The organism is Burkholderia sp. Ax-1724 (assembly GCF_011752995.1).
Classification (GTDB): Bacteria; Pseudomonadota; Gammaproteobacteria; order Burkholderiales; family Burkholderiaceae; genus Paraburkholderia.
In genome coordinates, this window is record NZ_VWWL01000030.1 from 43,066 (window position 1) to 66,073 (window position 23,008).

General features: G+C 60.8%; 20 protein-coding genes. 9 read left to right on the plus strand and 11 right to left on the minus strand.

Going from position 1 to position 23,008, the window contains the following annotated elements:
- Window positions 1-128: 128 nt before the first annotated feature.
- A complete protein-coding gene (locus F3J19_RS28610; RefSeq protein WP_167049202.1) occupies window positions 129-1,049 on the plus strand; it encodes a LysR family transcriptional regulator in 921 nt (306 codons plus the stop codon).
- On the opposite strand, the gene F3J19_RS28615 is transcribed toward F3J19_RS28610, so the two are convergent.
- The 9 genes from F3J19_RS28615 to F3J19_RS28655 form a co-directional block, all read right to left on the minus strand.
- Complete coding sequence (locus F3J19_RS28615; protein ID WP_167049204.1) at window positions 1,046-2,014, minus strand: PDR/VanB family oxidoreductase; 969 nt, start codon at window positions 2,012-2,014, stop codon at window positions 1,046-1,048. The two genes, F3J19_RS28610 and F3J19_RS28615, sit on opposite strands and share 4 nt — an antisense overlap.
- 105 nt (window positions 2,015-2,119) lie before the next feature.
- Window positions 2,120-2,287: a hypothetical protein gene (locus tag F3J19_RS28620; protein WP_167049206.1), complete on the minus strand. Its 168-nt coding sequence runs from the start codon at window positions 2,285-2,287 to the stop codon at window positions 2,120-2,122.
- A gap of 43 nt (window positions 2,288-2,330) precedes the next feature.
- Window positions 2,331-3,638, minus strand: a complete 1,308-nt coding sequence (locus F3J19_RS28625; RefSeq protein WP_167049208.1) for an MFS transporter — start codon at window positions 3,636-3,638, stop codon at window positions 2,331-2,333.
- A gap of 145 nt (window positions 3,639-3,783) precedes the next feature.
- Complete coding sequence (locus tag F3J19_RS28630) at window positions 3,784-4,704, minus strand: LysR family transcriptional regulator (RefSeq protein WP_167049214.1); 921 nt, start codon at window positions 4,702-4,704, stop codon at window positions 3,784-3,786.
- Window positions 4,705-4,752: 48 nt separating this feature from the next.
- Window positions 4,753-5,439, minus strand: coding sequence for an EthD family reductase (locus tag F3J19_RS28635; protein ID WP_167049263.1), 687 nt, complete (start codon window positions 5,437-5,439; stop codon window positions 4,753-4,755).
- Window positions 5,440-5,441: 2 nt separating this feature from the next.
- A complete protein-coding gene (gene hpaC / locus F3J19_RS28640; protein WP_167049265.1) occupies window positions 5,442-5,945 on the minus strand; it encodes a 4-hydroxyphenylacetate 3-monooxygenase, reductase component in 504 nt (167 codons plus the stop codon).
- A gap of 30 nt (window positions 5,946-5,975) precedes the next feature.
- The gene (locus F3J19_RS28645) at window positions 5,976-7,166 is read right to left on the minus strand and encodes an acyl-CoA dehydrogenase family protein (RefSeq protein WP_167049216.1); all 1,191 of its coding nucleotides are present in this window, start codon (window positions 7,164-7,166) and stop codon (window positions 5,976-5,978) included.
- Between the two features lie 35 nt (window positions 7,167-7,201).
- Window positions 7,202-8,560, minus strand: a complete 1,359-nt coding sequence (locus F3J19_RS28650; protein WP_167049218.1) for an MFS transporter — start codon at window positions 8,558-8,560, stop codon at window positions 7,202-7,204.
- Between the two features lie 1,052 nt (window positions 8,561-9,612).
- Entirely contained in the window at window positions 9,613-10,686 is a 1,074-nt protein-coding gene (locus F3J19_RS28655; RefSeq protein WP_167049220.1) for an IS110 family transposase, read from the minus strand.
- A gap of 729 nt (window positions 10,687-11,415) precedes the next feature.
- Here F3J19_RS28655 and F3J19_RS28660 point away from each other — a divergent pair.
- Entirely contained in the window at window positions 11,416-12,078 is a 663-nt protein-coding gene (locus F3J19_RS28660; protein WP_167049222.1) for an MFS transporter, read from the plus strand.
- 434 nt (window positions 12,079-12,512) lie between these two features.
- On the opposite strand, the gene F3J19_RS28665 is transcribed toward F3J19_RS28660, so the two are convergent.
- Window positions 12,513-13,172, minus strand: coding sequence for a TetR/AcrR family transcriptional regulator (locus F3J19_RS28665; RefSeq protein WP_167049224.1), 660 nt, complete (start codon window positions 13,170-13,172; stop codon window positions 12,513-12,515).
- A 718-nt stretch (window positions 13,173-13,890) separates the two neighbouring features.
- The gene (locus F3J19_RS28670; protein WP_167049226.1) at window positions 13,891-14,142 is read right to left on the minus strand and encodes a hypothetical protein; all 252 of its coding nucleotides are present in this window, start codon (window positions 14,140-14,142) and stop codon (window positions 13,891-13,893) included.
- A 213-nt stretch (window positions 14,143-14,355) separates the two neighbouring features.
- On the opposite strand from F3J19_RS28670, the gene F3J19_RS28675 reads away from it, so the two are divergent.
- The 7 genes from F3J19_RS28675 (at window position 14,356) to F3J19_RS28705 (ending at window position 22,970) form a co-directional block, all read left to right on the plus strand.
- On the plus strand, window positions 14,356-15,549 hold the full coding sequence (locus F3J19_RS28675; protein WP_167049228.1) for a CoA transferase: 1,194 nt from the start codon (window positions 14,356-14,358) through the stop codon (window positions 15,547-15,549).
- An 8-nt stretch (window positions 15,550-15,557) separates the two neighbouring features.
- Window positions 15,558-16,808, plus strand: a complete 1,251-nt coding sequence (locus F3J19_RS28680; RefSeq protein WP_167049230.1) for a CoA transferase — start codon at window positions 15,558-15,560, stop codon at window positions 16,806-16,808.
- Between the two features lie 17 nt (window positions 16,809-16,825).
- The gene (locus tag F3J19_RS28685; RefSeq protein ID WP_240159300.1) at window positions 16,826-18,040 is read left to right on the plus strand and encodes a cytochrome P450; all 1,215 of its coding nucleotides are present in this window, start codon (window positions 16,826-16,828) and stop codon (window positions 18,038-18,040) included.
- Between the two features lie 71 nt (window positions 18,041-18,111).
- A complete protein-coding gene (locus F3J19_RS28690; RefSeq protein WP_167049231.1) occupies window positions 18,112-18,306 on the plus strand; it encodes a ferredoxin in 195 nt (64 codons plus the stop codon).
- A 105-nt stretch (window positions 18,307-18,411) separates the two neighbouring features.
- Window positions 18,412-19,653: an FAD-dependent oxidoreductase gene (locus F3J19_RS28695; RefSeq protein WP_167049233.1), complete on the plus strand. Its 1,242-nt coding sequence runs from the start codon at window positions 18,412-18,414 to the stop codon at window positions 19,651-19,653.
- Between the two features lie 11 nt (window positions 19,654-19,664).
- The gene (locus F3J19_RS28700) at window positions 19,665-21,161 is read left to right on the plus strand and encodes an aldehyde dehydrogenase family protein (protein ID WP_167049235.1); all 1,497 of its coding nucleotides are present in this window, start codon (window positions 19,665-19,667) and stop codon (window positions 21,159-21,161) included.
- A gap of 78 nt (window positions 21,162-21,239) precedes the next feature.
- Window positions 21,240-22,970 (plus strand): GMC oxidoreductase, encoded by a 1,731-nt coding sequence (locus F3J19_RS28705; RefSeq protein WP_167049237.1) that lies wholly within the window; start codon window positions 21,240-21,242, stop codon window positions 22,968-22,970.
- The last annotated feature ends 38 nt before the right edge of the window (window positions 22,971-23,008 follow it).

A 23,008-nucleotide genomic window follows, 5' to 3' on the forward strand; every position in this document is an offset into this window, starting at 1 on the left:
AGATGAGGAAGGCAATGCTGCATCCGCGCATCCTCTCGTTGACATCAGTCTCGCTTTGCGCAGATCATGTGTCAAATCGATTAAAAACAGGTCGCCCGATAAGTGCGGCCGATATCACGCGAGTCCCCATGACCTCTATCGATCACATCGATCTCAACCTGTTGCGTGTGTTTCAGGCCATCGTGGAGGAGCGCAGCCTGACGCGCGCGGGCGAACGGCTGGCGTTGTCGCAGCCCGCCGTGAGCTACTCGCTCGGCAGGTTGCGCACGCTGTTCGACGACCCGCTTTTCATCCGCACGCGCGCGGGCATGCAGCCGACGCCCGTTGCGCTGGAACTCGCTGAAATCGTCGGGCGCGCGCTCGATACCGTGCGCCAGGCGCTGCGCTACGCCGAGCGATTCGATCCCGCGACGAGCACGCGCGCGTTCCGCCTCTCGCTGTCCGATGCCGGTGAAATGGCGTATCTGCCGGCCTTGTGCGCGGCATTGCAGGACACCGCGCCACGCGTGAAGCTGCTCGTCGAACCGATGCCGGTGGAAGAAATCGAAGAGGCGTTGCGTTCGAGCCGTCTGGACTTCGCGCTTGGCAATCTGCCTGCGTTGCTGCCGCGCACGCGTCATAGCCTGCTGTTCGAGGAATCGTATGTGTGCATGACGCGCAAACGCCGCGACCTGCCTGCGGGCAACACGCTGAAGCTGGAGCAGTTTCTCGCGGCGTCGCACGTGCAGGTGCGCTCGCTGGAGCACAGTCATAACGCACTCGACGACGCATTGCGCGCGCAGGGCGTGGGGCGCAATATCGCGCTGGCGTTGCCGCATTTCGTCGCCGTGCCCGGCGTGCTCGCGGCAACCGACCTGCTCGCCACGCTGCCCGAACGGCTCGCGCATATCCTCAATCGCGGCGACGCGTTCCGTATCTATGCACTGCCCGTTCGATTACCGAAAGCGGCCGTGACCATGCACTGGCACGAGCACTTTCACGACGACGAAGGCATCGCCTGGATGCGCGGACTCATCTCCGACATCCTGGCGAATTTCACGAAGTCCTAGAGATCGAGCACGAGCAGCGGCGAACGCGAACGCGACACGCAGCAGCAGACGACACTGTTGCTCGCACGTTCCGCCTTGCTCAGGCAATGATCGCGATGCTCGGGTTCGCCGCTCACGACATCGACCATGCATGTGCCGCACACGCCTTCGCCGCACGACGTATCCACTTCGATGCCGATCGCAGCGAGCGCGTCGACAATCGATGTTGTCGCATCGACATGCACGGTCTGACCGGTGCTGGCGAGTTGCACGTCGAAGCTGTCGAGCGACGCTTCCACGGCAGGCGCAGGCTCGGCCTTGAAGCGTTCCAGATGAATCGATTCGGCGGGCAGGTGTTGTTGCGCGGTTTCGACGACGATGTCCATGAAGGGTGCCGGACCGCACGTGTAGACATGCGCGTCGTTGCCCGCATCTCGCAGACAGGCATCGAGTTCGGCGGGAAGCGCATCGCGCTCCACGCCGAAATGCAGCTTGACATGCATGTCGAACGGCGCGCGCGTCAGCAGCGACATGAAGGCCGCGTGCGTTTCGCTACGTGCGAAATAGTGCAGCGTAAAGCGCGCGTTGCGTGCGGCAAGCCGGTACGCCATCGACAGGAGCGGCGTAATGCCGATACCCGCGCCGATCAGCACATGCTCGCCCGCGCTTTCGTCGAGCTTGAACAGATTTCTCGGCGCACCCACCGACAACTCGGTGCCGATGCGTACTTCCTCGTGCAGCGAACGAGACCCGCCGCGCGATTGCTCTTCTTTCTTCACGGCAAAAATCTGCGATTCGAGGCATTCTGGATCGCCGCACAGCGAGTATTGCCGCGTGATGCCTGACGGACTCGTCACGTCGATATGTGCGCCGGGTTCGTAGCGGTCGAAGGGCAGACCATCGAGACGGGAGATGCTGAAAGCGCGCACGCCATGCGCTTCCTCGCACAGCGCATCGACGCGGACCTTGAGAATGTGAGCTTGCATGATGCCTTCCAATGACTTTTACAGGGATGATGCGTCGAGATTAGCGCCGTGCTGCCGATAAGAGAAATTGATTAAAATTTCTTGATCCCATCAATGCGGTTTATTTCAGGTGTCGTGGACGATATCGTGGTCCATCGCGCCGGAATGGACCGACTCGCGTTCGAGACTCGCGCGGAAACGCCGGCATCCGGCTAAAAGCGGCACGCCCGCCAGCGCGATCGCAATCGCAATCGCAATCGCAATCGCAATCGCAATCGCATTGATGATCGACATCGAATGGCCGACCGCGAGCGGCGTTCCGAACAGGGTGGGGGATTTACCGCTGACGGGTTTCGTGCGTGAACTTCAGCGTGACGACCGTGACGAGACCCAGGATGATGAGGAACACGGCCACGGGCCAGTAAGCGTGATAGCGCGACAGCAGCGCGGTAGCGATGAGCGGCGACAGACCGCCAGCGAAAATCGACGCCACTTCATGCCCAAGCGCGACGCCCGAGTAACGCACTTCAGTGCTGAACAGCTCGCCGACGAGCGAGGGCAGCGTGCCGATCATCGCGCCATGGCAGACGGCTGTGCCGAGCACCAGCGCGAGCCAGATGAGCGGCGTCGAATGCGTGTCGAGCAGCCAGAAGAACGGGAACGCCATGACCACGAGCGAAACCGCGCCGATCATGTACACGGGTTTGCGGCCGATACGGTCGGAGAGTTTCCCCCACAGCACCATCGCAATCATTTCGATGATCATTGCTAGCATGACGCCGATGAGCATTGTCGAATTGGGAATGCCGGCGAACTTGCCGTAGACCAGCGAGAAAGCGAGGAAGATGTATGCGCCGCCGTTTTCCGCGACCCGCAGGCCCATCGCCATCAGAATCTCTTTCGGATGCCGCTTGATGACTTCGACAACGGGCATGTGCGAAGTTTTTCCCGCCTTGTCCGCGTTCTCGAAGTCGCGGCTTTCCGGCAGGCTGTGGCGAATGTACACGCCGATCGCGAAGATCAGGATGCTTGCCAGAAACGGCAGTCGCCAGCCCCACGCAATGAACTGGTCGTGCGGCAGGGACTGGGCACCGAGAAAAGCCGCCGCCGACAACACGAAGCCGCCGCCTACGCCGAGCTGGCTCCACGCCGCGTAATAGCCGCGCTTTTCGGGCGGTGCGCTCTCGCTGATTATCAGTACGCCACCGCCCCATTCGCCGCCCGATGCGATGCCCTGCAGCAGACGCAGCGCGACGAGTGCGGCGGGTGCCCACAAGCCCACGTGATCGTAGGTCGGCAACAGGCCGATGCCGAAGGTCGCGAAACCCATGATGAGCAGCGTCCACACGAGCGATGCACGGCGTCCGTAGCGATCGCCGATGTGGCCGAACACGATGCCGCCCAGCGGCCGCGCAACGAAGCCCATCGCAAATGCGGCGAACGCGCCGAGCGTGCCGATCAGCGGGTCGGCGTTGGCGGGGAAGAACAGTTGCCCGAAAACGAGCGCGGCAGCCGTGCCGTAGACGAAGAAGTCGTACCACTCCATCGCATTGCCCGCGACCGATGCCACGACAATACGTCTGAGCGCGCGATCCGGCATGGCGGTCTTGCGTTCGGCCGAGGTAGAAGATTGAACCGTGGACATGTCTGTTCGCCTGAATAAGCGTGGGGCGTGCCTTTCGGGAGGCTTCGCATGTCTGGCAGTGTCGATTCGACAGATAGCCGCGTCAAATCGGCCGAAAAGAGCAGGGGGTATCAGTGCGGCAAATAAGCGTGCGCGGCAGGCGGCATCAGTCGTCGGGCTGATGGAACATGGTGAACAGCGCCTCGCGCAGCCACGCGATACCGGGATCGGACGCAAACTGCGTATGCGAATGCACCTTGATTTCGATGGGCGGCAGCGCAAACGGCAGTGGCAGCACTCGGAACGCCTTGCCGCGGTTGAAGCGCCGCGCGATGCTCTTCGGGAAGATCACCGCGAGGTCTGTGTTCATCACGATTTCCGGCGCAACGACGAAATGCGGTAGCCGCAGCACGACATCGCGCTTGAGGTTGAGTTCGTCGAGCCATTGTTCGACCATGCGGTGACCCGTGGCATTGGTGCTTGCGTAGACGTAGCGCAGCGCGGCCAGATCTTCACGCGTCGGTTTCGCCTTGCGCAACGGATGGCCCGCGCGTACCACGCAGACATGCTGGTCGACGAACAGGGTCTGGCTCACGCAGCCCGCGTCGAGTCCCGGCACGTAGCCGAGTGCGAGATCGATCTCGCCGGCGCGCATCGCCGCGCTGACGGATTGGACGGGGAGGTTCACCACTTCGATGCGGATGCCACGCGCTTCGCGATCAAGCATCGCGGCGAGCGGCGGCAGGAAGTAGAACTCCGACATGTCGGACATCGACACGCGGAATACGCGTTGCGCCGTGGCGGCATCGAACCTGGCGAGTTGCTGCACGGCATCGTTGATGATCGCCACAGCCTGTGCGAGCGGCGGATAGAGGCGATACGCGGCATCGGTGGGCACCATACCGCCGGGCGTGCGCACGAAGAGCGGGTCGTCGAAGAGCGTGCGCAGGCGGCGCAGCGCGTGGCTGACCGCAGGCTGTGTCAGGCCAAGGCGGTCACCCGCGGACGTCAGGCTGCGCAGATCCCAGATGGCGAGGAACACGCGCAGCAGGTTCAGATCGGCGATGCCGGGATGCGGCTTGGTCATGCGCTTCGCTCGCGAACAAGGGCGCATCGCGCGGGGCGCGACTGCCGGTCAGTGTGACGCGAGATTACCGTAGATGCTGCGCATTGCAAAATGCGGCGTCGCACCGGTGAAGGGTGGAAAAGCATGGAAATCGCGGCGCATGGCATCGCGGACGGGCGACGCCAGGGCGTCGGCTAGCGCGGCTTCGTCGTCGAAAACGACCTTGTTGCGCTGCATGGCGTTGGCTCGTGCGAAGGGCAAGCCGCTCGTGCTATCGATGCGTGTGTAGATTTCCAGTTCGCGCAACGCGGGCAGTTGCAGCATCAACGGCGGATGATGCTTCAGATAGTGCATGAGCCACGCGTTGAAATCCTCCGCGATGCCTTCATAGGCGACGAGATAGCTGCACCGTTGCGTAACGTCTGGTTGCGATGTGCGGAGTGTGCGGACCGCCATGACCTGCTGTGCGAACGATTGCGCGGCGGGTATGACAGACGCCGCCTGCAGTGCGCGCTGAACGGGACCGTCACGCTCGCACGCGGCTTCGAGGCGCGCGAGGTCGTCGAAGTACCATTGCAGCATGCACGACGGCGTATCGTCGGCGGGCGCGATGCGCGGGTCGACCCGCGCGCCCGTCGGTTCGTGCACGATCAGCCTGTCCAGGCCTTCGATGGTCGCCGCGCCATGTCGGAGTGCAGGCTCGTCGAGCGGGGCCTGCTCGGCAGGTGCGCCAATGAGAAAAAGGCAAAGCTGCATCGTCATGCCGCCTCGCAGGCGAGCGGATGAAATCGCCTGCCGAAATAGACGAGGCCGGCTTCGTCGTCGCTCAGGCCGATATGCTCGATCTGGACGAAGATCACCGAATGCGACCCCACCGTCTTGGTGTCTGCGATCCGGCCTTCGAGCGTGACGATAGCGTCGCCGAGAAGCGGAACGTCGAGACGGCCCGCGCGCCACATACACTGCTCGAAGCGCTCATCCATCGTGCAGCCCGTCATGCCCGCGAATACGCGCGCCAGTTCCTGAGCGCGCGCCCCTAGCACGTTGATGCACACGTTGCCATTGCCGTGCAGCACGTCATGCACGTAACTCGACTGATTGATGCAGACAAGCATGGTCGGCGGCGAATCGGTTACCGAGCACACCGCGCTTGCTGTGATGCCGCAGCGCCCGCGCGGACCGTCGGTCGTGATGATGTTGACGGCTGCCGCGAGGCTAGCCATTGCGTTGCGGAAGTACGTGCGTTGCTCGTCCTGAGACATAGTCATGGCTGTCGGTCCTGGTCAGATCGATCACGGATAAGGTGTCACGGGCGGAATACCGACGAACACCGCGCCCGAAGCGTCGTACGTCCCTTCACCGAGGAACGCGTGCTGCGTTACGACGATCGAATCGCGCACCAGCCGTTGCATACGGTTCTCGCGATAGATCGCGCCGATGCCAGCAAGCTTGTACGCCTGCATCACGATGTCTGCGCAGGTGTGGGCTGCGTGCGTCGCCGAGAGGCGCAGCAGATTGGCTTCGGCGGGCATGACGGGGTCGCCTGCGAGCACCGTGTGCCACGACGCTTGCGCAGACTCGAAGAAGAACGCCCGCGCGCTGCGCAGTTGCGCTTCCGCCTGCGCGAGCCCCGAGCGATAGTAGGCACGATCGGCGAGACGCGGCGCGCCCGTGGTGGTTTTCGTCACGCCAGACATACCGGCGAGCAGGTCGAGCGCGGCGCGTGCCAGGCCGATGTTCACGGCCGCATGCACCTGCGCCTGATAAGCGACAGCAGGATAGCGATACAGCGGTTCCTCGATCAGTGCCGCACCGCCGCGCACGAAGGTCCATTGCTCATCGACGTATTTGTCTTTCAGCCGCAGGTCGTGACTGCCAGTGCCCTGCATGCCGACCACGTTCCAGTTGTCGACGATCTGGACTTCGCTCGCGGGAAACACCGCTGTGAATGGCTTGCCAGTGTTCTTGCCGTCGGCGCTGGCATATTCGCCGCCGATACCCACGCCGATCCAGTCGGCGCCTTTGCAGCCGCTCGCAAAGCGCCATTGGCCCGACACCAGAAAGCCACCTTGCGCGCGCTCCGCTTTTTGCAGCGGATAGAGGCCGCCCGCGAAAACCTGATCCGGACCAGACGCATAAATGCGCGACTGCGTTTCGACGGGTAGCGACGCAAGATAGGTATTCGCGGACCCGAACGCGGCAACCCACGCGGTCGATCCGTCAGCAATGGCGATGCGTTCGAGCATCTCCAGAAAGCGCGGCGGTGGCAGCGCGTCACCGCCAAAGCGCGTGGGTGTGCTTGCGCGGAAGATGCCCGCGCGCTTCATCTTCGCGATCATGTCTCGCGGCACGTGAGACAGCGTCTCGAACTCGTCGCGGCGCCTTTCGATTTCCTCGATCAGCGCGTCCAGCGACAACGGTCCAGCGTATTGGGGATAGTCGCTCTGTGATTCGACGATTGAATCGGCTTGAAGGGCTTGCATGTGTGATACCTCCAGATCAATGGTGTGTGGCGTTGTCATTCGGCATGCTGACGCGTGGCGATACGCATGGCTTTGGGATATGTTTCGCGTGCCAGCAAGGTGGCGATGACGGTGACGACTCCAAGCGCACAGAGATAGATCGCGACGGGCGTGGCGCTGCGATAGTGAGCGAGCAGTGCAGTGGCAATCATTGGCGAGAGGCCGCCGCCGAGCACCGACGACAGCTCGCGGCCAATGCCTAGACCAGAGAAGCGCAGATGCACCGGCAACAGTTCGCTGATGAACGCGGGCTGTGCGCCTTCAAGAATCCCGATCGTGAGGCTGTTCGCAAGCACCATTGCGCCGATGACTTTCCAGTATTCGCCCGACCTGAGTAGAGCAAAGTAAGGCCATGCGACCAGTACGATTGCGACCGAGCCGAGCAGGTACATCGGCTTGCGTCCGACCCTGTCTGTCAGGTGGCCGACGAAGAGTGAGACAGGGATCATGAGCAGCATCGAAATGGTGAGGCCGCTGAGAATCCAGCTGGACTTGATGCCAAGAAACTGTCCGTACACGATGGAAAACGCGAACAGGATGTACGACGCGCCGCCTTCGCCGAAACGCAGGCCGAATACGGTCAGCACTTCGCGCGGGCATTGCTTCAGCACTTCGATCACTGGCATGCGGCTTTCGTGATGCTTCGCTTTCACCTCGGCGAAGGCTGCACTCTCGCCGACCGAGCGACGCATCCACAGGCCAAGCGCGACGAGCGCAGCACTGCCGAGAAACGGCACTCGCCAGCCCCAGTTCTGGAAGTTAGTGGACGACAGGTTCTGCACGAGCAGGAACGCGCCGGTCGACAAGACGAAACCGAGCGCGGCGCCGCTTGGACTCCAGGCGGCGAGTGCCCCGCGCTTCGATTGCGGCGCGTTTTCATGGATCAGCAGAATGCTGCCGCTCCATTCACCGCCGGCCGCGAGTCCTTGCAGGATGCGCAGCAACACGAGCAGGACGGGCGCGGCGACGCCAATCTGTTGATACGTCGGCAGCACGCCCATCAGCACGGTGGCGGAACCCATGGTGAGCAGCGTGAGCATCATGACGGCCTTGCGGCCATAGCGATCTCCGATATGCCCGCATAGCACGCCGCCGATCGGCCGCGCGATGAAGCCTACGGTAAAGCCACCAAATGCGGCAATCGTGCCCGTTAGCGGATCGCTGCCGACGGGAAAAAACAGCTTGCCGAACACGAGGGCGGCTGCCGTGCCATAGAGAAAGAAGTCGTACCACTCGAGGATCTGACCCAGCACAGCAGTGGTGACTGCGCGACGCACGCCGCTTGCGGCGCGACGCGAGCGTCTCGTGGCGAGCGGCGGCGCGCCCAGTTCGGAATTCACGGCATCAGGGTTCATGGCATAGAGGTGCACAGAAGTTGATATCCCGCATCGACGGTGTCAGGGCAGCGGGGCGCGTTGAATCGATATCGGTACGACATGGCTTGAACGATATGTGCCACGAAAACTCGGGTCAAATTCGAGCCAAAAATGGCCGATATGAATTCCGTGCATGTGCGCCAGGTGCGGGGGGAACGGAACTGCAGCGTGCATGGCGCGCTTGATGAACCGTGGGAGTGGACGGATGGACGCCACGCGACCAACGGACAGGTCGAGCATGGACTATTGAAGTGCTTGGGCTGTGAAACCGTTTTCTATTGGCGAGGTAGCTTGGACTCTGAGGACTGCGACATTCGAGTAAGTGTCGACAGTGCTCAGGGGTACTATCATTTGAGCACCGCGACAACCTACCCGATGCCCGAGAAAACCGCTATGGTGTGTGGTCATCTGTGGACAATGCGAAGTCAACTTCTACAACGCCTCCATCGGCTGACACAGTTGTACTCTCTTCTGAATACCCACCAACACCTTGGCACGCGAGTCGCGATTTCTCGTCGGAAGGAGAGAATTCGACCGATTGCCGACAAACCCACGCAACCTTAACATTGCGCCTTCCTTGCGAGCGAATCCCTACCACACCGCTTTTTACTGTTGGCCCAAGACTAATGTCAGGTTCAAATTCCGCGTGGAGAATCGCCGACGGTTGCCAGCCGCATCGACTAGGAATATACCGGTCAAGAACCAGAGGCACTGAAAATTTGTCTGTCCTGCCGGCACCCGAACAGAGTCGTAAATCACCTGTGGGACTGTCGGTGCTCCCGCGATACGCGCAAGAAGGGTCTGGTTCTGACACGCCCCCGCTTGCGTGACATAAGTCATCTCAAACCAGATTTCCATGCGGCTATCCTTCGTACCAACAAGCAGCAGTTTCTTCTGGGGAGCCGGATTTATCCTTGGCCGATCGAGCAGCGTATTTTGTGGCTCCTCAACATGAGCGTGGAACGCCAAGACTGTCGGATGCAATTGTGCAAGACTTGCGTGCGCGCCTGGCATCGAAAGGGCAATCGCAATCAGTTTTTTCCGGTTGTCATGATTTTCCGCCAATCCCCATATTGGCTACGTCTTCTCGGCATGTAGGCTTCGTCGTGAGCCAGCATCGCCCACAGCATGCGGGCGTGTTTGTTGGCGATCGCGACAAGCGTCCTGTGATAGCCCTTGCGGTGAAACAGGTCGACGATCCAGCGCCCGAGACGGGAGAGCCTGTCGGGCAGGCAGCGCAGGGCCGACTGCAGGGCGCTGCGCGCTCCCTGCACCAGCAGGCTGCGCAGATAACCATCACCGTGCCGGGTCACCTTGCCCAGTCGGGACTTGCCACCGGAGCTGTGCTGCTGGGGCGTCAGGCCGAGCCAGGCACCAAACTGCCGGCCGTTCCTGAAGCTGGACGCATTGGAGACGGTGGCCACCAGCGCACTGGCGGTAAGCGGTCCGATGCCGAGCAGTTCCCGCAGGCGCCGGGCCGGGGCATTGTCGACGAGATGCGCGGCAATCTCGGCATCACAGCGCGTGACGCGGGCCTCGAGCGCTGCGAATTGCTCGCGTGCTTCCAGCAGAAGTGCCCGGATTGACGCGGGCAGTCGCGCATCGTCGGTGAGTCGGGGTAATGCAGCTCGCAGTGTCGATCGGGAGCGGCCGAGCGCGATGCCAAATTCGGCGAGTAGTCTCCGCAGGCGATTGATCAGTGCGGTGCGCTCCTCAATCCATCCCAGGCGGGCACGATGCCAGCTCAGGATGGCCTGCTGCTCGACCGTCTTGATGGTGACGAACCGCATCGTGGGTTGACGGGCTGCAACTGCGATAGCTTCGGCATCTGCGGCATCGTTCTTGCCGCCTTTGCGAAACGGGGCGACGAATTCGGGTGCGATCAGGCGTACGGTGTGGCCGCGTGCGGAGAACCAGCGCCCCCAGTGATGGGCGGAGCTGCACGATTCCATCGCGATGGTGCCACTGGGAGCCTGCGCGGCCCAGCGCTCGAATGCCGCCCGGCGCAAGACCCGTCGCTCGCGGACAGCACCGCGCTCGTCGAGCACACAGATCGCGAAGACTTCCTTGGCCAGATCGATGCCGATCGTGATGGGACTGTTCATGGTTCACCTCGTCGTTCGGGAGAAAACGGCACGCCGCGTTGCGCGCCGTTGTGCGCGCCAGTTTGCGCGTGCCACTACCGACTCGAAAGTCCCTGATATTCGATTCCTTGTTTTTATATCGTTTCTGATGTCCCTCGGTAAACGCTTTCGGCGAGCTTGATCAGATATGTCTGCACCGGGGAGTCCGGGTGTTCGCGAGCGACGCCACATAGTCTGTGAGATAGATGGATCGAGTCTGCACGCGGTATGGAACGATTCTGTGCGATGGTCCGGTCGTGGCGGATGGCTGACTGTCGGGAGTCGGCAAGGCTGGCCGATTCCGTTCGGTAATTTCATGTCCTGAGTCCATGAGACGCCTGCTGTTCCACCAGTCCTTCATGTTCGCGGAATCAGTGCGGTCGTTCTGGCGATGTGCGGGTGACCAGGTGCGAGTCTGCCGGATACGAAAAATATTCCGTGAGGGTATAAGGCACATCCGGCTGGCCCCGATGGCGATTTCTGATACGACCCGTGTCGGTGTGGCCGCGGTGACTGTCTGCTTCGGTTCGTCGGCTGTCTGCGGGACGTCCAGTCCTGATCGTTGCTCATGCACGACGCCCAAAACTATTTCTTCTATTCCGGGTCGATCTGCCGGATTCCGTACTGTTCCGATGAAGCGGCTTCGCTCAGGAGCGGGGTATTGACGGGCCTTTTCCGGATGCCCGTTTCGCATTCGCTGGAAGTGCTCTTTTGTTTGGCCTGCTGGGTGCGACCGTGTTGCGGCTAACGGTCGAATCTTTCGAAACATCGGGTCGCCGTGCGGTTTTGGCAAACTTGGGCATGGCTGCGACTCACCGCGGTTTATGGCGCTTGATTGTAGTTTCCTTTCCCTGGTTCTTTCTGTTCCCGCAGCTTTATGTCGCATTTCCCCTGTATGCCGGGCGTCTCGCGGGTCCGCACGCGGCATCGGCTGTCTACGTTGTGAATGGCGTAATCGGACTGGTATTCATGCTGTCCGCGAAACGCTGGCTTGTCCGGATAAATCCTGCAATCTCGACCACGTATGCCTATCTGGCGGCTGCAATTGCCTTCACCAGCGTAGCTGCGGTCGATAACCTCGCAGGGTTTCTTGTGTTCATCGCCGGATATACGGTTATTGAAACAGTCATGCTTCCGGCACTGGAAACGATGACGGGCTCGCTGGCTATTGAGGGAAGTCAGGCTACGTTCTTTGGCTTGTTCAGTGCCGCAGGGGCACTGGGTGGCGCAGCGGGATACTACGCGGGCAGTTGGCTGATTTTGAACGCAACATCGCTCGAAACGTGGGTTGCGTTCGGAGATGTCGGAGCGATAGGCTTCGCGGCGGCTGCACTTGTCCTTCCAAAGACTATCCCTCAGACTTCGCCGCCATAAAGCAGAGGCACAGTCCTGTGTCGTCAACGATCTTACTGCCCTCGGTTGAATCCACACCTCGTAGCAGTCATCCGATTCAGGAGTTTCAGTTCGCGACACAGTTCGACGAAACGTCGGCATACGTTGCAAATGGTCGGGCCGTGGAGTTGACCCTGTAATTCCGGTGCCAGACATCCTGTCAGCCGCACCAGTTCGATATTGCACTGGCATAAATCGGTGGAATAGGGATGTGTCGCTGTAGCGGTAGATTCGGTTTGCCACTGCGTCTGGCTCAGCATATATCGAAGCCACTCGCAGTTGACGCGAACGCGTAGTACCTGAAGAACCCGGGATGTGACTCGCCGAGTGTCGAAAAGTGAATTCTTGCGCAGACTAATACGCCTGTTGGCGAAGGCAACACAGTCGTCGAATTTGACATTCAGATCGTCCTCCGATTAATGAGGAGCCTTGCTCAACGCTTTCCACACTACTTTGGTGGCGGTGCGGAACGCCGCTGGCTCAGGTGCGTTTTCTTTGGCACGGCGCAGGAACACGATCAATCCTTGCCAGTGCGAATAGATTAGCGAACCTCGCAGATGACATTCTTCCTGAGACAACTCGGTGTTGATCTGTGCAACGAGTCCGCCGAATATGTTCAGAAACTCGCCGCTAACGTGCATCATCAACTCGCTGACCGACTCCATATGTTCCGCGAGACACCAGCATTCGAGTGCAAAAGAGCTGACTACATTTTTCGGATCGGTGAGCGCGGCGAAGGTCTCGTCCAGAATTGCCTCAAGCCGTGCCTCGGGAGCCATGCTTTTATCCGCGGCGAGCAAGCGGTAGCGTTGCAGATAACGCTTGGCCAGTTCCTCTATCGTCGAGTGCAGCAGCAACTCGCGGCTACCGAAGTAATGCTGCAGCGTGGCGAGCCGGATGCCGGCATCCGCCGCCACGCGTCGTTGCGTGAAGCCCGCATTGCCTTCTGCGGCAAATACCTTGATGGCAGTCTCGAGGATATCAGGGACGCGGGTGGTCCGATTGCCGCGTCGCTTCGGCGTGGTGTCGGCTTCCTTCGCACCAAGGTCCTCTGAACTAATTTTCAAATCTTTCATATTACAAATCCTCTTCAATTGCCGGCTACGCACGCATGCTGGTCGAGAGCGCGTTCGTATCGTTCCAGGGAGCGTCACTTTGTTGGTCAATAAACCAATTATAGATAGCACCGACAGGTCCGCTTTCATTTGCCAATGTCGCCGGCCTTACCGCTTGGATGCGGTGCAGCATGGCATTTTAAGGCGGTGATCCTATCGTTTACCCCTTCGCCGAAAATCTTGTTAATTGGTCTTTTGACCACTATTATTGGTCAATGGACCAAATAAAAAATAAGGCGAGCATCGCAGTGTGCCCGCGCCACACCGGAGAGTCGAGTCCCCGGCATGTGAGGCGCGTTCAGATGGACAACCGTCAAAGAGGTTTGCGTGGCTTGATCGATAACTGGATCGGATTGTCGCCTTTGGCGATTAGCCGTGTCTTGCGCGTGAGTCGCAGGGAAGCGCGCTGCGTATGTGCGGGAGTCCGGCGTGTATTGAAGGCACCTTCGTTCATGCTTTTCCAGCATGACGATGGATCCTGGCGCATTTTTCCGCCCGGCGTTAACCCGCCAACTTTGCGTTCCGGATAACACCTGTTCGCTTCATCATTCGTCAAGCACGCGGCGTGCTTGCGTTCACGGCGGCATCGCAGCGTATCCATCGGGTCGTGATGACGATGGATGCGATTCGGAATCCTATTGTTTTGAGGTGAGCGTATCGCCGCGTTGCAAGCATGAATCTAGCTTGCCTTACCCCGACTATTGTCCTGGTGAGTTCGGGCTGGAGATTGCTCGTCGTTCCAGCCTGGCATTGCCAGATAGCGTTCTACAAGCTCTTCGTCGGCGGAGAATCCTATGGAGTTCGCCAGATGGCAGGCTGCGGAAGTCCAGGCCAGACCGTCGAAGAGCCAGTCGCCGACCGCCTGGATCGTATGTGCGAGTGCAAACCGGGTTCTTGGATGCAGCAGATGATGTCGTTTATCGATGCTCATGTCTTCTCCATGGATCAACGGGCTGGTTTTGACGAACTGTGCCGTGAAGTGAGATGCCCCGCAGCAGGGATTTACCCATCCTTGACAGACAGAATCAAAGCGAGCAGTATTTGTCAAAGGTTCATCCAATGATAAATTGAAATGAACACATGATGAAGCGACCGGTTTTGAGCGGGATGGCATCCAGGGACACACGGAAAACAGGAGGGGAAGATGGGCAGTGCACTTGAGGGCATGAAAGTCCTCGACTTTACTCAGATGATGAATGGTCCTTTCGGCACGATGCTGCTCGCGGATTTCGGGGCGGACGTGATCAAGGTCGAGCCGCCGGTTGGCGATACGATGCGTCTGACCGGTGAAACTTTTCTCGGCGATGACGCGGTGTATTTCCTGACATTGAACCGCAACAAGCGCAGCGTGATCGTCGATCTGGCGACGCCGGAAGGTCAGCGCGTGGCGCAGGAAATGGCGAAGCAGGTCGACATCGTGGTGGAAAACTTCCGACCCGGCGTAGCCGAGAAACTCGGCATCAGCTACGAAACGCTGTCGGCGCTCAATCCACGCCTGATCTATTGTTCGACCTCGGCATTCGGCCGCACAGGCGAGGATAGCTATCGTCCGGGCATGGACCCGGTCGTGCAGGCCATGTCCGGCATCATGCAACTCACGGGTGATGAGAACACAGGTCCGCTAAAAACGGGCATGCCGTATTCCGATCTGATTACGCCGTTGCTGTCGACCATCGGTGTGCTCGCCGCCGTCCAGTCGCGTAACAAAACCGGGCGTGGCCAGCGTGTGGATCTGTCGATGATCGATGCGACCATTTTCAGCATGATCCCGCGCGACGCGTATTACTTCGCGACCGGCGAAACACCGGGACGCATTGGTAATGCGCATTGGCAGATCGTGCCGTACAACACCTATCGCACGTCCGACGATCGTCACATTATGGTGATCGCACATACCGACAAGTTCTGGCGTGTGCTTGCTTCGGCTGTCGGCGCAACGGAACTGCTTGACGACGAGCGTCTGAAAACCAAGGATGGCCGCCTTGCGCATCGCGATGTCGTTGATGAAGGTCTGGCGAAAGCGTTCGCCAGAGAATCGCTCGCTCACTGGAATGAGAAACTGCGGGAGGCGCACGCCATGTTCTCGCCAGTACTCAATTTCGAAGAGGTCTTTGAAGACCCGCGAGTTCAGGAGGACCTGGTCGTCGAACTCGATCATCCGAAAGCGGGCAAGTTCAAGGTCGTGACGAATCCGATCCGTCTGTCGGAGACGCCACCCTCGATCCGGCGCCCGCCGCCGGTACTCGGTCAACATACCGAAGAAATTCTGCGTGAGTTCGGCATCAAGACGGCACAAGCGCAACCGGCCTCCGCTTCGGCAGCGCTCGGAAACGAGTGAGCATGCTCATGACGGACACAATCAAAGCGGCCACGGCCGCGGAACTGCCGCCGCTTGGCCAGCATGAACCGCCATTGCAAGGCGTGCGCGTGCTCGATCTGTCGCGTGTCCTCGCCGCTCCGTTCTGCGCGATGATGCTAGCCGATCTGGGCGCCGAGGTAATCAAGGTCGAGCACCCCAAAGGGGGAGACCAGACGCGTCACTGGGGCACGGCGATTCAAGGCGGAGAGCGCACGTACTACCTCGCGATCAACCGCACCAAGCAATCGATCGCGATCGACTTCTCGAAGCCGGAAGGCGCCGAACTCGTCAAAGCGCTGGCGCGCGAAAGCGACGTGCTGGTTGAAAACTACATGCTGGGTGCGCTCGATCGCTACGGCTTGGGCTACGAGGCCTTGTGCGCGGAGAATCCCAGGTTGATCTATTGCTCGGTGAGTGGTTATGGTCGCACGGGCCCGAGTGCGCAGCGGCCTGGCTACGATTCGGTGATTCAGGCGGAAAGCGGCATCATGTCAATCACCGGTGAACCGGACGGCGAACCGTCGAAAGCGGGTGTGCCGATCTGCGATATCACGGCCGGCATGTATGCGACCCAGGCGATTCTCGCGGCGATTGTGCGCCGCTTGCGTAACGGCCACGGCGAAGCCATCGACATCGCTCTATTCGACTGCACGCTGGCAAATCACACCTCGGTGGCAGCCAACGCGCTGCTACTGGATCACGCGCCAGGGCGTTATGGCAATAGCCATGCGGACATCATTCCGCAGGGTATGTATCACGCGTCCGACGGTCCGATCATGTTCCACGTCGGCAGCGATGCGCAGTTCGCGCGTTTCTGTTCCGACGTGCTGGACATGCCAGCGCTCGCTGCAGACCCCCGATTTGTCGACAACGACGGACGCCGCGCAAATCGCGACGTGCTCGACGAACTGATGTCGAAACGCCTGAAGACGCGTTCGCGCCAAGACTGGATTCCGCTGTTTCGCCGCGCAGGTGTGCCAGCTGGTGTTGTCCAGAACGTGCTCGAAGCGCTCAGATCCGACGAATCGAAAGCGCGCGACATGGTCTGCGAAATTGACCATCCCACCGCCGGCCGCATCAATCTCGTGAACTCACCGCTGAAGATGCGGGAGAGCACGCTGGCACCGCCGGCCGCGCCACCGCTACTCGGCGAGCATACGGATCGAATCCTTGAGGGGCGCCTCAAGCTGGATGCCGCCGCGATTGCCGGTTTACGCGCGGCTGGCATCGTAGGTTGATATCAGGAGACACAGTCATGCATGACCACAATTCATCTGCACCGGCATTTCCGATGGGGCGCTGTCCATTTGCACCGCCGCCGGAATACGCGGAGATTCGCAAGAAAGAAGGGCTCTCGAAGGTCACCATGCCTGATGGCTCACTCGCGTGGATTGCTACGCGCTACGGCGATGTGCGCGCGATTCTCGGTGACAACCGCTTTTCCACCGTGCCGTCCACGCCGGGCTATCCCTTCATCGCACCCGCGCGAGCCTCGCTGCTGATGAATGAAAAGCCGCCCACCATCATTCGTATGGATGCTCCCGAGCACACCAGATACCGGCGCATGCTGACCAAGGAGTTCATGGTTCACCATATCGAGGCGATGCGCGGCGAGCTACAGCAAACGGTCGACACCTTGCTCGATGAACTCGTCGCCAAAGGGCCGCCTGCCGATCTGTTCGAGGATTTCGCTCTCGCGGTGCCGACTACCGTCATTTCGAGAATTCTCGGCGTTCCGTATGAAGACCGCGATTTTTTCCAGGAGCGCAGCAAGGCGAAGCTCGACTTGACCGCCGATCCGGAAGTGCCGGTTCGGGCCGGCGCCGAGATGCGCGAGTACCTCGATCGTTTGATTACCGAAAAGCTCGCGCGCCCCGGCAACCGCGACGACCTGATCAGCCGTCTCGTGACGAGCCAGGTGGTGCCGGGACATATGACACGCGAGGAGGCGCTTGCCACCATCGAATTGCTGTTGATGGGTGGTCATGAAACGACCGCCAACATGATCGCGCTCGGTACGCTTTCTCTGCTTATGCACCCGGATCAGAAGGACGCGCTGGTCGCAGACCCGTCGCTCGTGCGTAATGCCGTGGAGGAAATGCTGCGCTATCACACCATCGTGCATTACAACGGTCCGCGTGTGGCGCTCGAAGACGTCGATGTGAACGGCACCCTGATCCGCAAAGGCGAGGGCGTGCTGGCGTTGATCACCGCCGCGAACCGCGATCCGGATTCCTTCGAGGATCCCGACAGGTTCGACATTCGTCGCGAAGCGCTGCATCACGTGGCATTCAGCTACGGTGTGCACCAATGCCTTGGTCAGCCACTTGCTCGCGCGGAACTGCAAATCGTCTTCTCTACGCTGTTCCAGCGTTTGCCGAATCTACGCTTGACGGTGCCGGCCGACGAAATCAGGTTCCGCTACGACGCTTTTGTGTATGGCGTCGATGCCTTGCCGGTGGTGTGGTGAGCGACAGGTTGGAATGAGCGTCCGCTTGCGTGCATCTGGCGCGCGGGCGGAGACAACATCTGGAGACAAGCATGAAAATCAAGGTGGATGCCACGAAGTGTATCGGCGCAGGACTGTGTGTGGTCGCCGCTCCCGAAGTCTTTAGCCAGAACGAGGATGATGGTCTCGTCATCGTGTTGCAGGAGTGCCCGCCGCCCGAACTGCACGAGAAGGTGCGTGAAGCGGCGCGGCTGTGCCCGGCGCTGGTCATCACGCTGGACGAATAGGCGCCGCTATCGCGTCGGAACAAACCGGAATCTGGTGGCCGTCGTGCCTGGGTGTCGCAACGCGCGGCCTCGCTCACGTCGTTACCCGTCTGGAGGTCGAGAAATATGGATGCGGGAATCGTGATCGTCGGCGCGGGGCAGGCCGGCTATCAACTGGCGGTGTCACTGCGCGATGCGGGCTATATGAAACGCGTTGTGCTTCTGGGCGAAGAGCCTGATCTGCCTTATCAGCGGCCGCCGTTGTCGAAGGCGTTTCAGAGCGGTGCTTGCGATGCCGCACAGGTGACGTTTCAGTCCGACACTTTCTATCAGGAACGCAAGATCGAACTGATGCTCGGCGTTACTGCGCTGCATATCGATCGCGAACGCCATTGCGTGATGACTGGCGACGGTCGGCGCCTCGACTACGAACACCTGGTGCTTGCGACCGGGGCACGCAATCGTCTGCTGCCGGGTTGGAACAGCACAACCAAAGGGCTGATGACGCTGCGTACGCTGGACGATGCGCGCAAGCTGCGCGAAGCGCTCGGTGAGTCGAAACGCGTGTTGATTGTGGGCGCGGGTTTCCTGGGGCTCGAGTTCGCCGCAGTGGCGGCGGTGCGTGGCGTTGCCGTTCATGTGATCGAAGCGAGTTCGCATTTGATGAGCCGTGCCGTCAGCGCGCCCGTGGCCGACGCGTTTCGTATCCACCATGAATCGAATGGCACGACTTTCGGTTTTGGTCATGGCGTGAAAAGTATCTGTGCCGAGGCAGGCCGCGTGGTCGGCGCACAGACCATGGACGGTCGCATGCATGAAGCCGATCTGGTGGTCGTGAGTATCGGTGTGGTTCCCAATGTCGAGCTCGCTGAAAAGGCACAACTGGAAACCAGCAACGGCATCGTGGTCGATGCGAATCTGGCGACTGGCGATCCATCGATCTCCGCTCTCGGCGACTGCGCGGCTTTCCCGTCGCGCTTTGCGTTCGGCCAGTGCCGGATCGAGTCGGTGCAGAACGCGGTCGACCAGGCGCGCTATCTGGCGCAGCGGCTGACCGGGCAGAGCCATGCTTTCGAAGCGGTGCCCTGGTTCTGGAGCGATCAGGGCGGCGTCAAGCTGCAGATCGCGGGAATGGCCATGCATCGGGCCGACGAGGTCGTCGTGCGTGGAGACCCCGCCGGGCTGAAATTTTCCGCCTACGGATTCGTGAACGGCCGCCTCGTGGCGGTGGAGTCGGTCAACCGTCCGGCCGATCACATTGCGGCGCGCAAGCTGCTCGCTGCCGACGCGCCAGTGTTGCCAGTCCACGTTGCGGACGCGCAATTCGATCTGCGAACGTTGCTCCAGCCGCACATCACAACACATTGAGAGACTCAATCATGTCTACGATCTATGAGACCTTGGGCGCACGGAGCGCGAACTTCATTGGTGGCACGCATCGCCTGTTGATCGGTGGCCGCTGGGTCGATGCGCAATCGGGCAACACGTTCGAGGTCTTCGATCCGGGCACCGGCGAAGTGGTGGCGCGCGTGGCCGAAGGCGATGCCGCCGATATCGACCTGGCCGTGCGGGCCGCGCGCCGCGCGTTCGAAAGCGGCGACTGGGCAAAGATGAAGCCGTCGGACCGAACGCGTCTGATGTTTCGCTTCGCCGATCTTCTCGAACATTACGGCGACGAGCTGGCCGAGATAGAAGCGGTCGACAACGGCAAGCCGCTCGCCGTCGCCAAACGCGGCATTGCCGGCACGGCCGAAATGCTGCGTTATATGGCAGGTTGGGCGACCAAGAACAATGGCGAATCCGTCAATCTGTCGGTGCCGGGGGAATGGCACGCCTATACCGCGCGCGAACCGGTCGGCGTGGTCGGCCAGATCATTCCATGGAATTTTCCGCTGTCGATGGCGATCTGGAAACTCGCGCCCGCGCTCGCGACCGGCTGTACCGTCGTGTTGAAGCCCGCGGAGCAGACGCCGCTGAACGCCTTGCGGCTCGGTCAGATCATTCAGGAAGCCGGCATTCCGGACGGAGTAGTCAACATCATTACTGGCTTCGGTGCAACCGCGGGTGCGGCGCTGGCCGCGCACCCGGGTGTCGACAAGATCGCCTTCACGGGTTCGACGGAAACCGGCAAGCGCATCGTGCAGGCTGCGCTTGGCAACCTCAAGAAGGTATCGCTCGAACTGGGCGGCAAGTCGCCCGTATTCGTGTTTCCGGATGCGAAGCTCGATCTGGCGACGGCCGGTGCGGCCAACGCGATCTTCTTCAATAGTGGCCAGGTGTGCTCGGCGGGTTCGCGCCTGTTCGTTCACAAGAAGGTTTTCGATCAGGTGGTGGACGGTGTCGTGGCTTATGGCGACAGGCTGAAGGTCGGCCATGGTCTCGCTCCCGACAGTCAGATCGGCCCGCTGATATCGAGTCAGCAGAAACAGCGCGTCGAGTCCTATATCCGCAGCGGCGTTGAAGATGGCGCGCGTCGTGTCGGGCAGAATCCGTTGCGCGGCGACGAAGGCGGATACTTCGTGCCGCCGACCGTATTCGTGGACACGACGACGGACATGTCGATCTATCGCGAGGAAATCTTCGGGCCGGTGGTCTGTGCGATGCCCTTCGACGACGAGGACATCGAGCGCATTGCCGCTCAGGCGAACGACACCGAACTGGGGCTGTTCGCGGGCATCTGGACGCAGAATCTGAGCCTCGCGCACAAGCTCGCGCGACGCATCAAGGCGGGCTCGGTGTCGGTGAATGCGCACATGGTCAACGATCCGGCTTTGCCGTTCGGCGGCTACAAGCAATCCGGCTGGGGCCGCGAGCGGGGGCGCGAGGTGCTCGATCTGTACACGTCGGTCAAAAGCGTGGCGGTCAATCTGGACTGAGCGGCATGGGCCGCGCGGCCCGGTTCTGGAGACGGACCGTCGTGCAGGCGTTCGGGCAACCCAATGCATAGAACTACGATGACATCCTTTGACTACATTATCGTCGGTGGCGGCTCGGCAGGATCGGTGCTGGCCAACCGGCTGTCGGCCAATCCGGCGAAACGGGTGCTGCTATGCGAGGCGGGCGCCGATCTGCCCAACGAGAATCTGCCCGCCTCGATTCTCGACAGCTATCCGGGCACCGCTTACCTGAATCCGAACTACCTGTGGCCGAAGCTGCAGGTATGCACGGTCGCGCCGAAAGATGGCGAATCCGCGCCGCGCAAGCTGCGCAAATATGAGCAGGCACGCATTCTTGGCGGAGGCTCGTCGATCAACGGTCAATTTTTCAATCGCGGCGCGCCGAGTGATTACGACGATTGGGAAGCGCGCGGCGTCAAGGGGTGGAGCTGGAACGACGTGCTGCCGTATTTCCGCAAGATCGAGCACGATCTGGATTTCGACGGCCCATTGCATGGCAAGGACGGTCGTATTCCGGTGCGGCGGATTTTCCCCGAAACGTGGCCAAAACATGCGACGGCAATTGCCGCGGCGTTGAAGGAGTCGGGCTACGAATATCTGCCCGATCAGAACGGCGAGTTCAGGGACGGCTATTTTCCGATCGCCATTTCGAATCTGAACGAGCGGCGCGTATCGGCTTCGATGGCTTATCTGGATGCGGCGACACGGCAGCGCTCTAATCTGACGATCTGGACCGAGACCGAAGTCGCGGGTCTGCTGTTCGAGGGCACGCGGTGCTGTGGCATTCGGCTCGATGTGCCGGGCAAGCCTGCGGAAGTTCGCGCGGGCGAGGTGATTCTGTCAGCGGGCGCGCTGCAATCGCCGGTGATTCTGTTGCGCTCGGGAATCGGGCCACTTGCTCATCTACGTGAACACGCTATTCCTGTCGTCGCGGAATTGAATGGCGTCGGCCAGCATCTCATGGAGCATCCGTCGGTTGCTCTTGCCTCGTTCATTCGCAAGGGCGCGCGCGTGAACGGGACGACCCGGCGTCATATCATGCTCGGCTGGCGCTATTCGTCGGGCATTGGCGGCGCGCCTGCGGGCGATATGTTCGTCTCGGTGGTCACCAGGACGTCGTGGCATGCGGTTGGCGAGCGCATCGGCACGATGCTGATGTATGTGAACAAGCCGTTCTCGAATATGGGGCAGGTGCGCCTGAATTCGAAGGACTGGCGCGAAGCGCCTTCGGTGGATTTCAACTTTCTCTCCGACGAACGCGATCTCGATCGGCTCGTCGACGGGTTCCACAAAATGGCATCGGTGCAGGCGTTGGCGGCGGTCAAGGAAGTGACGGCAGAGCCGTTTCCGGCCAGTTACAGCGAAAAGGTGCGCCAGGTCGCGATGCTGAGCCGCCGCAACAAGCTGATTACCGACGTGCTGGCTACCTTGCTCGACGGCCCGGCGCCGTTGCGCAAGCTGCTCATGACGCGGGTGATCGCGGGCGGCGCAACGCTCGCGGAAGTCCTCGCGGATGAAGGCGCGTTGCGCGAATTCGTTCGCGGTGCCTGCGTGGGCGTGTGGCATCCGTCATGCACCTGCCGCATGGGAGCCGACGACGACCCGCTCGCGGTGACCGACGCACAGGCGCGCGTGCGCGGCGTGCAGGGTTTGCGAGTGGTGGATGCATCGATTTTTCCGCATATCCCGAGCGGCAACATCAATTTCCCGACCATGATGGCGGCGGAAAAAATCGCCGACATCATGGTTGGGCAGCCGTTCGCGGCGGCTGCGTCGGTAACGATGTAAATGGTGTGGACGGTGTCGATGGCGTGGTGCCGGACAGC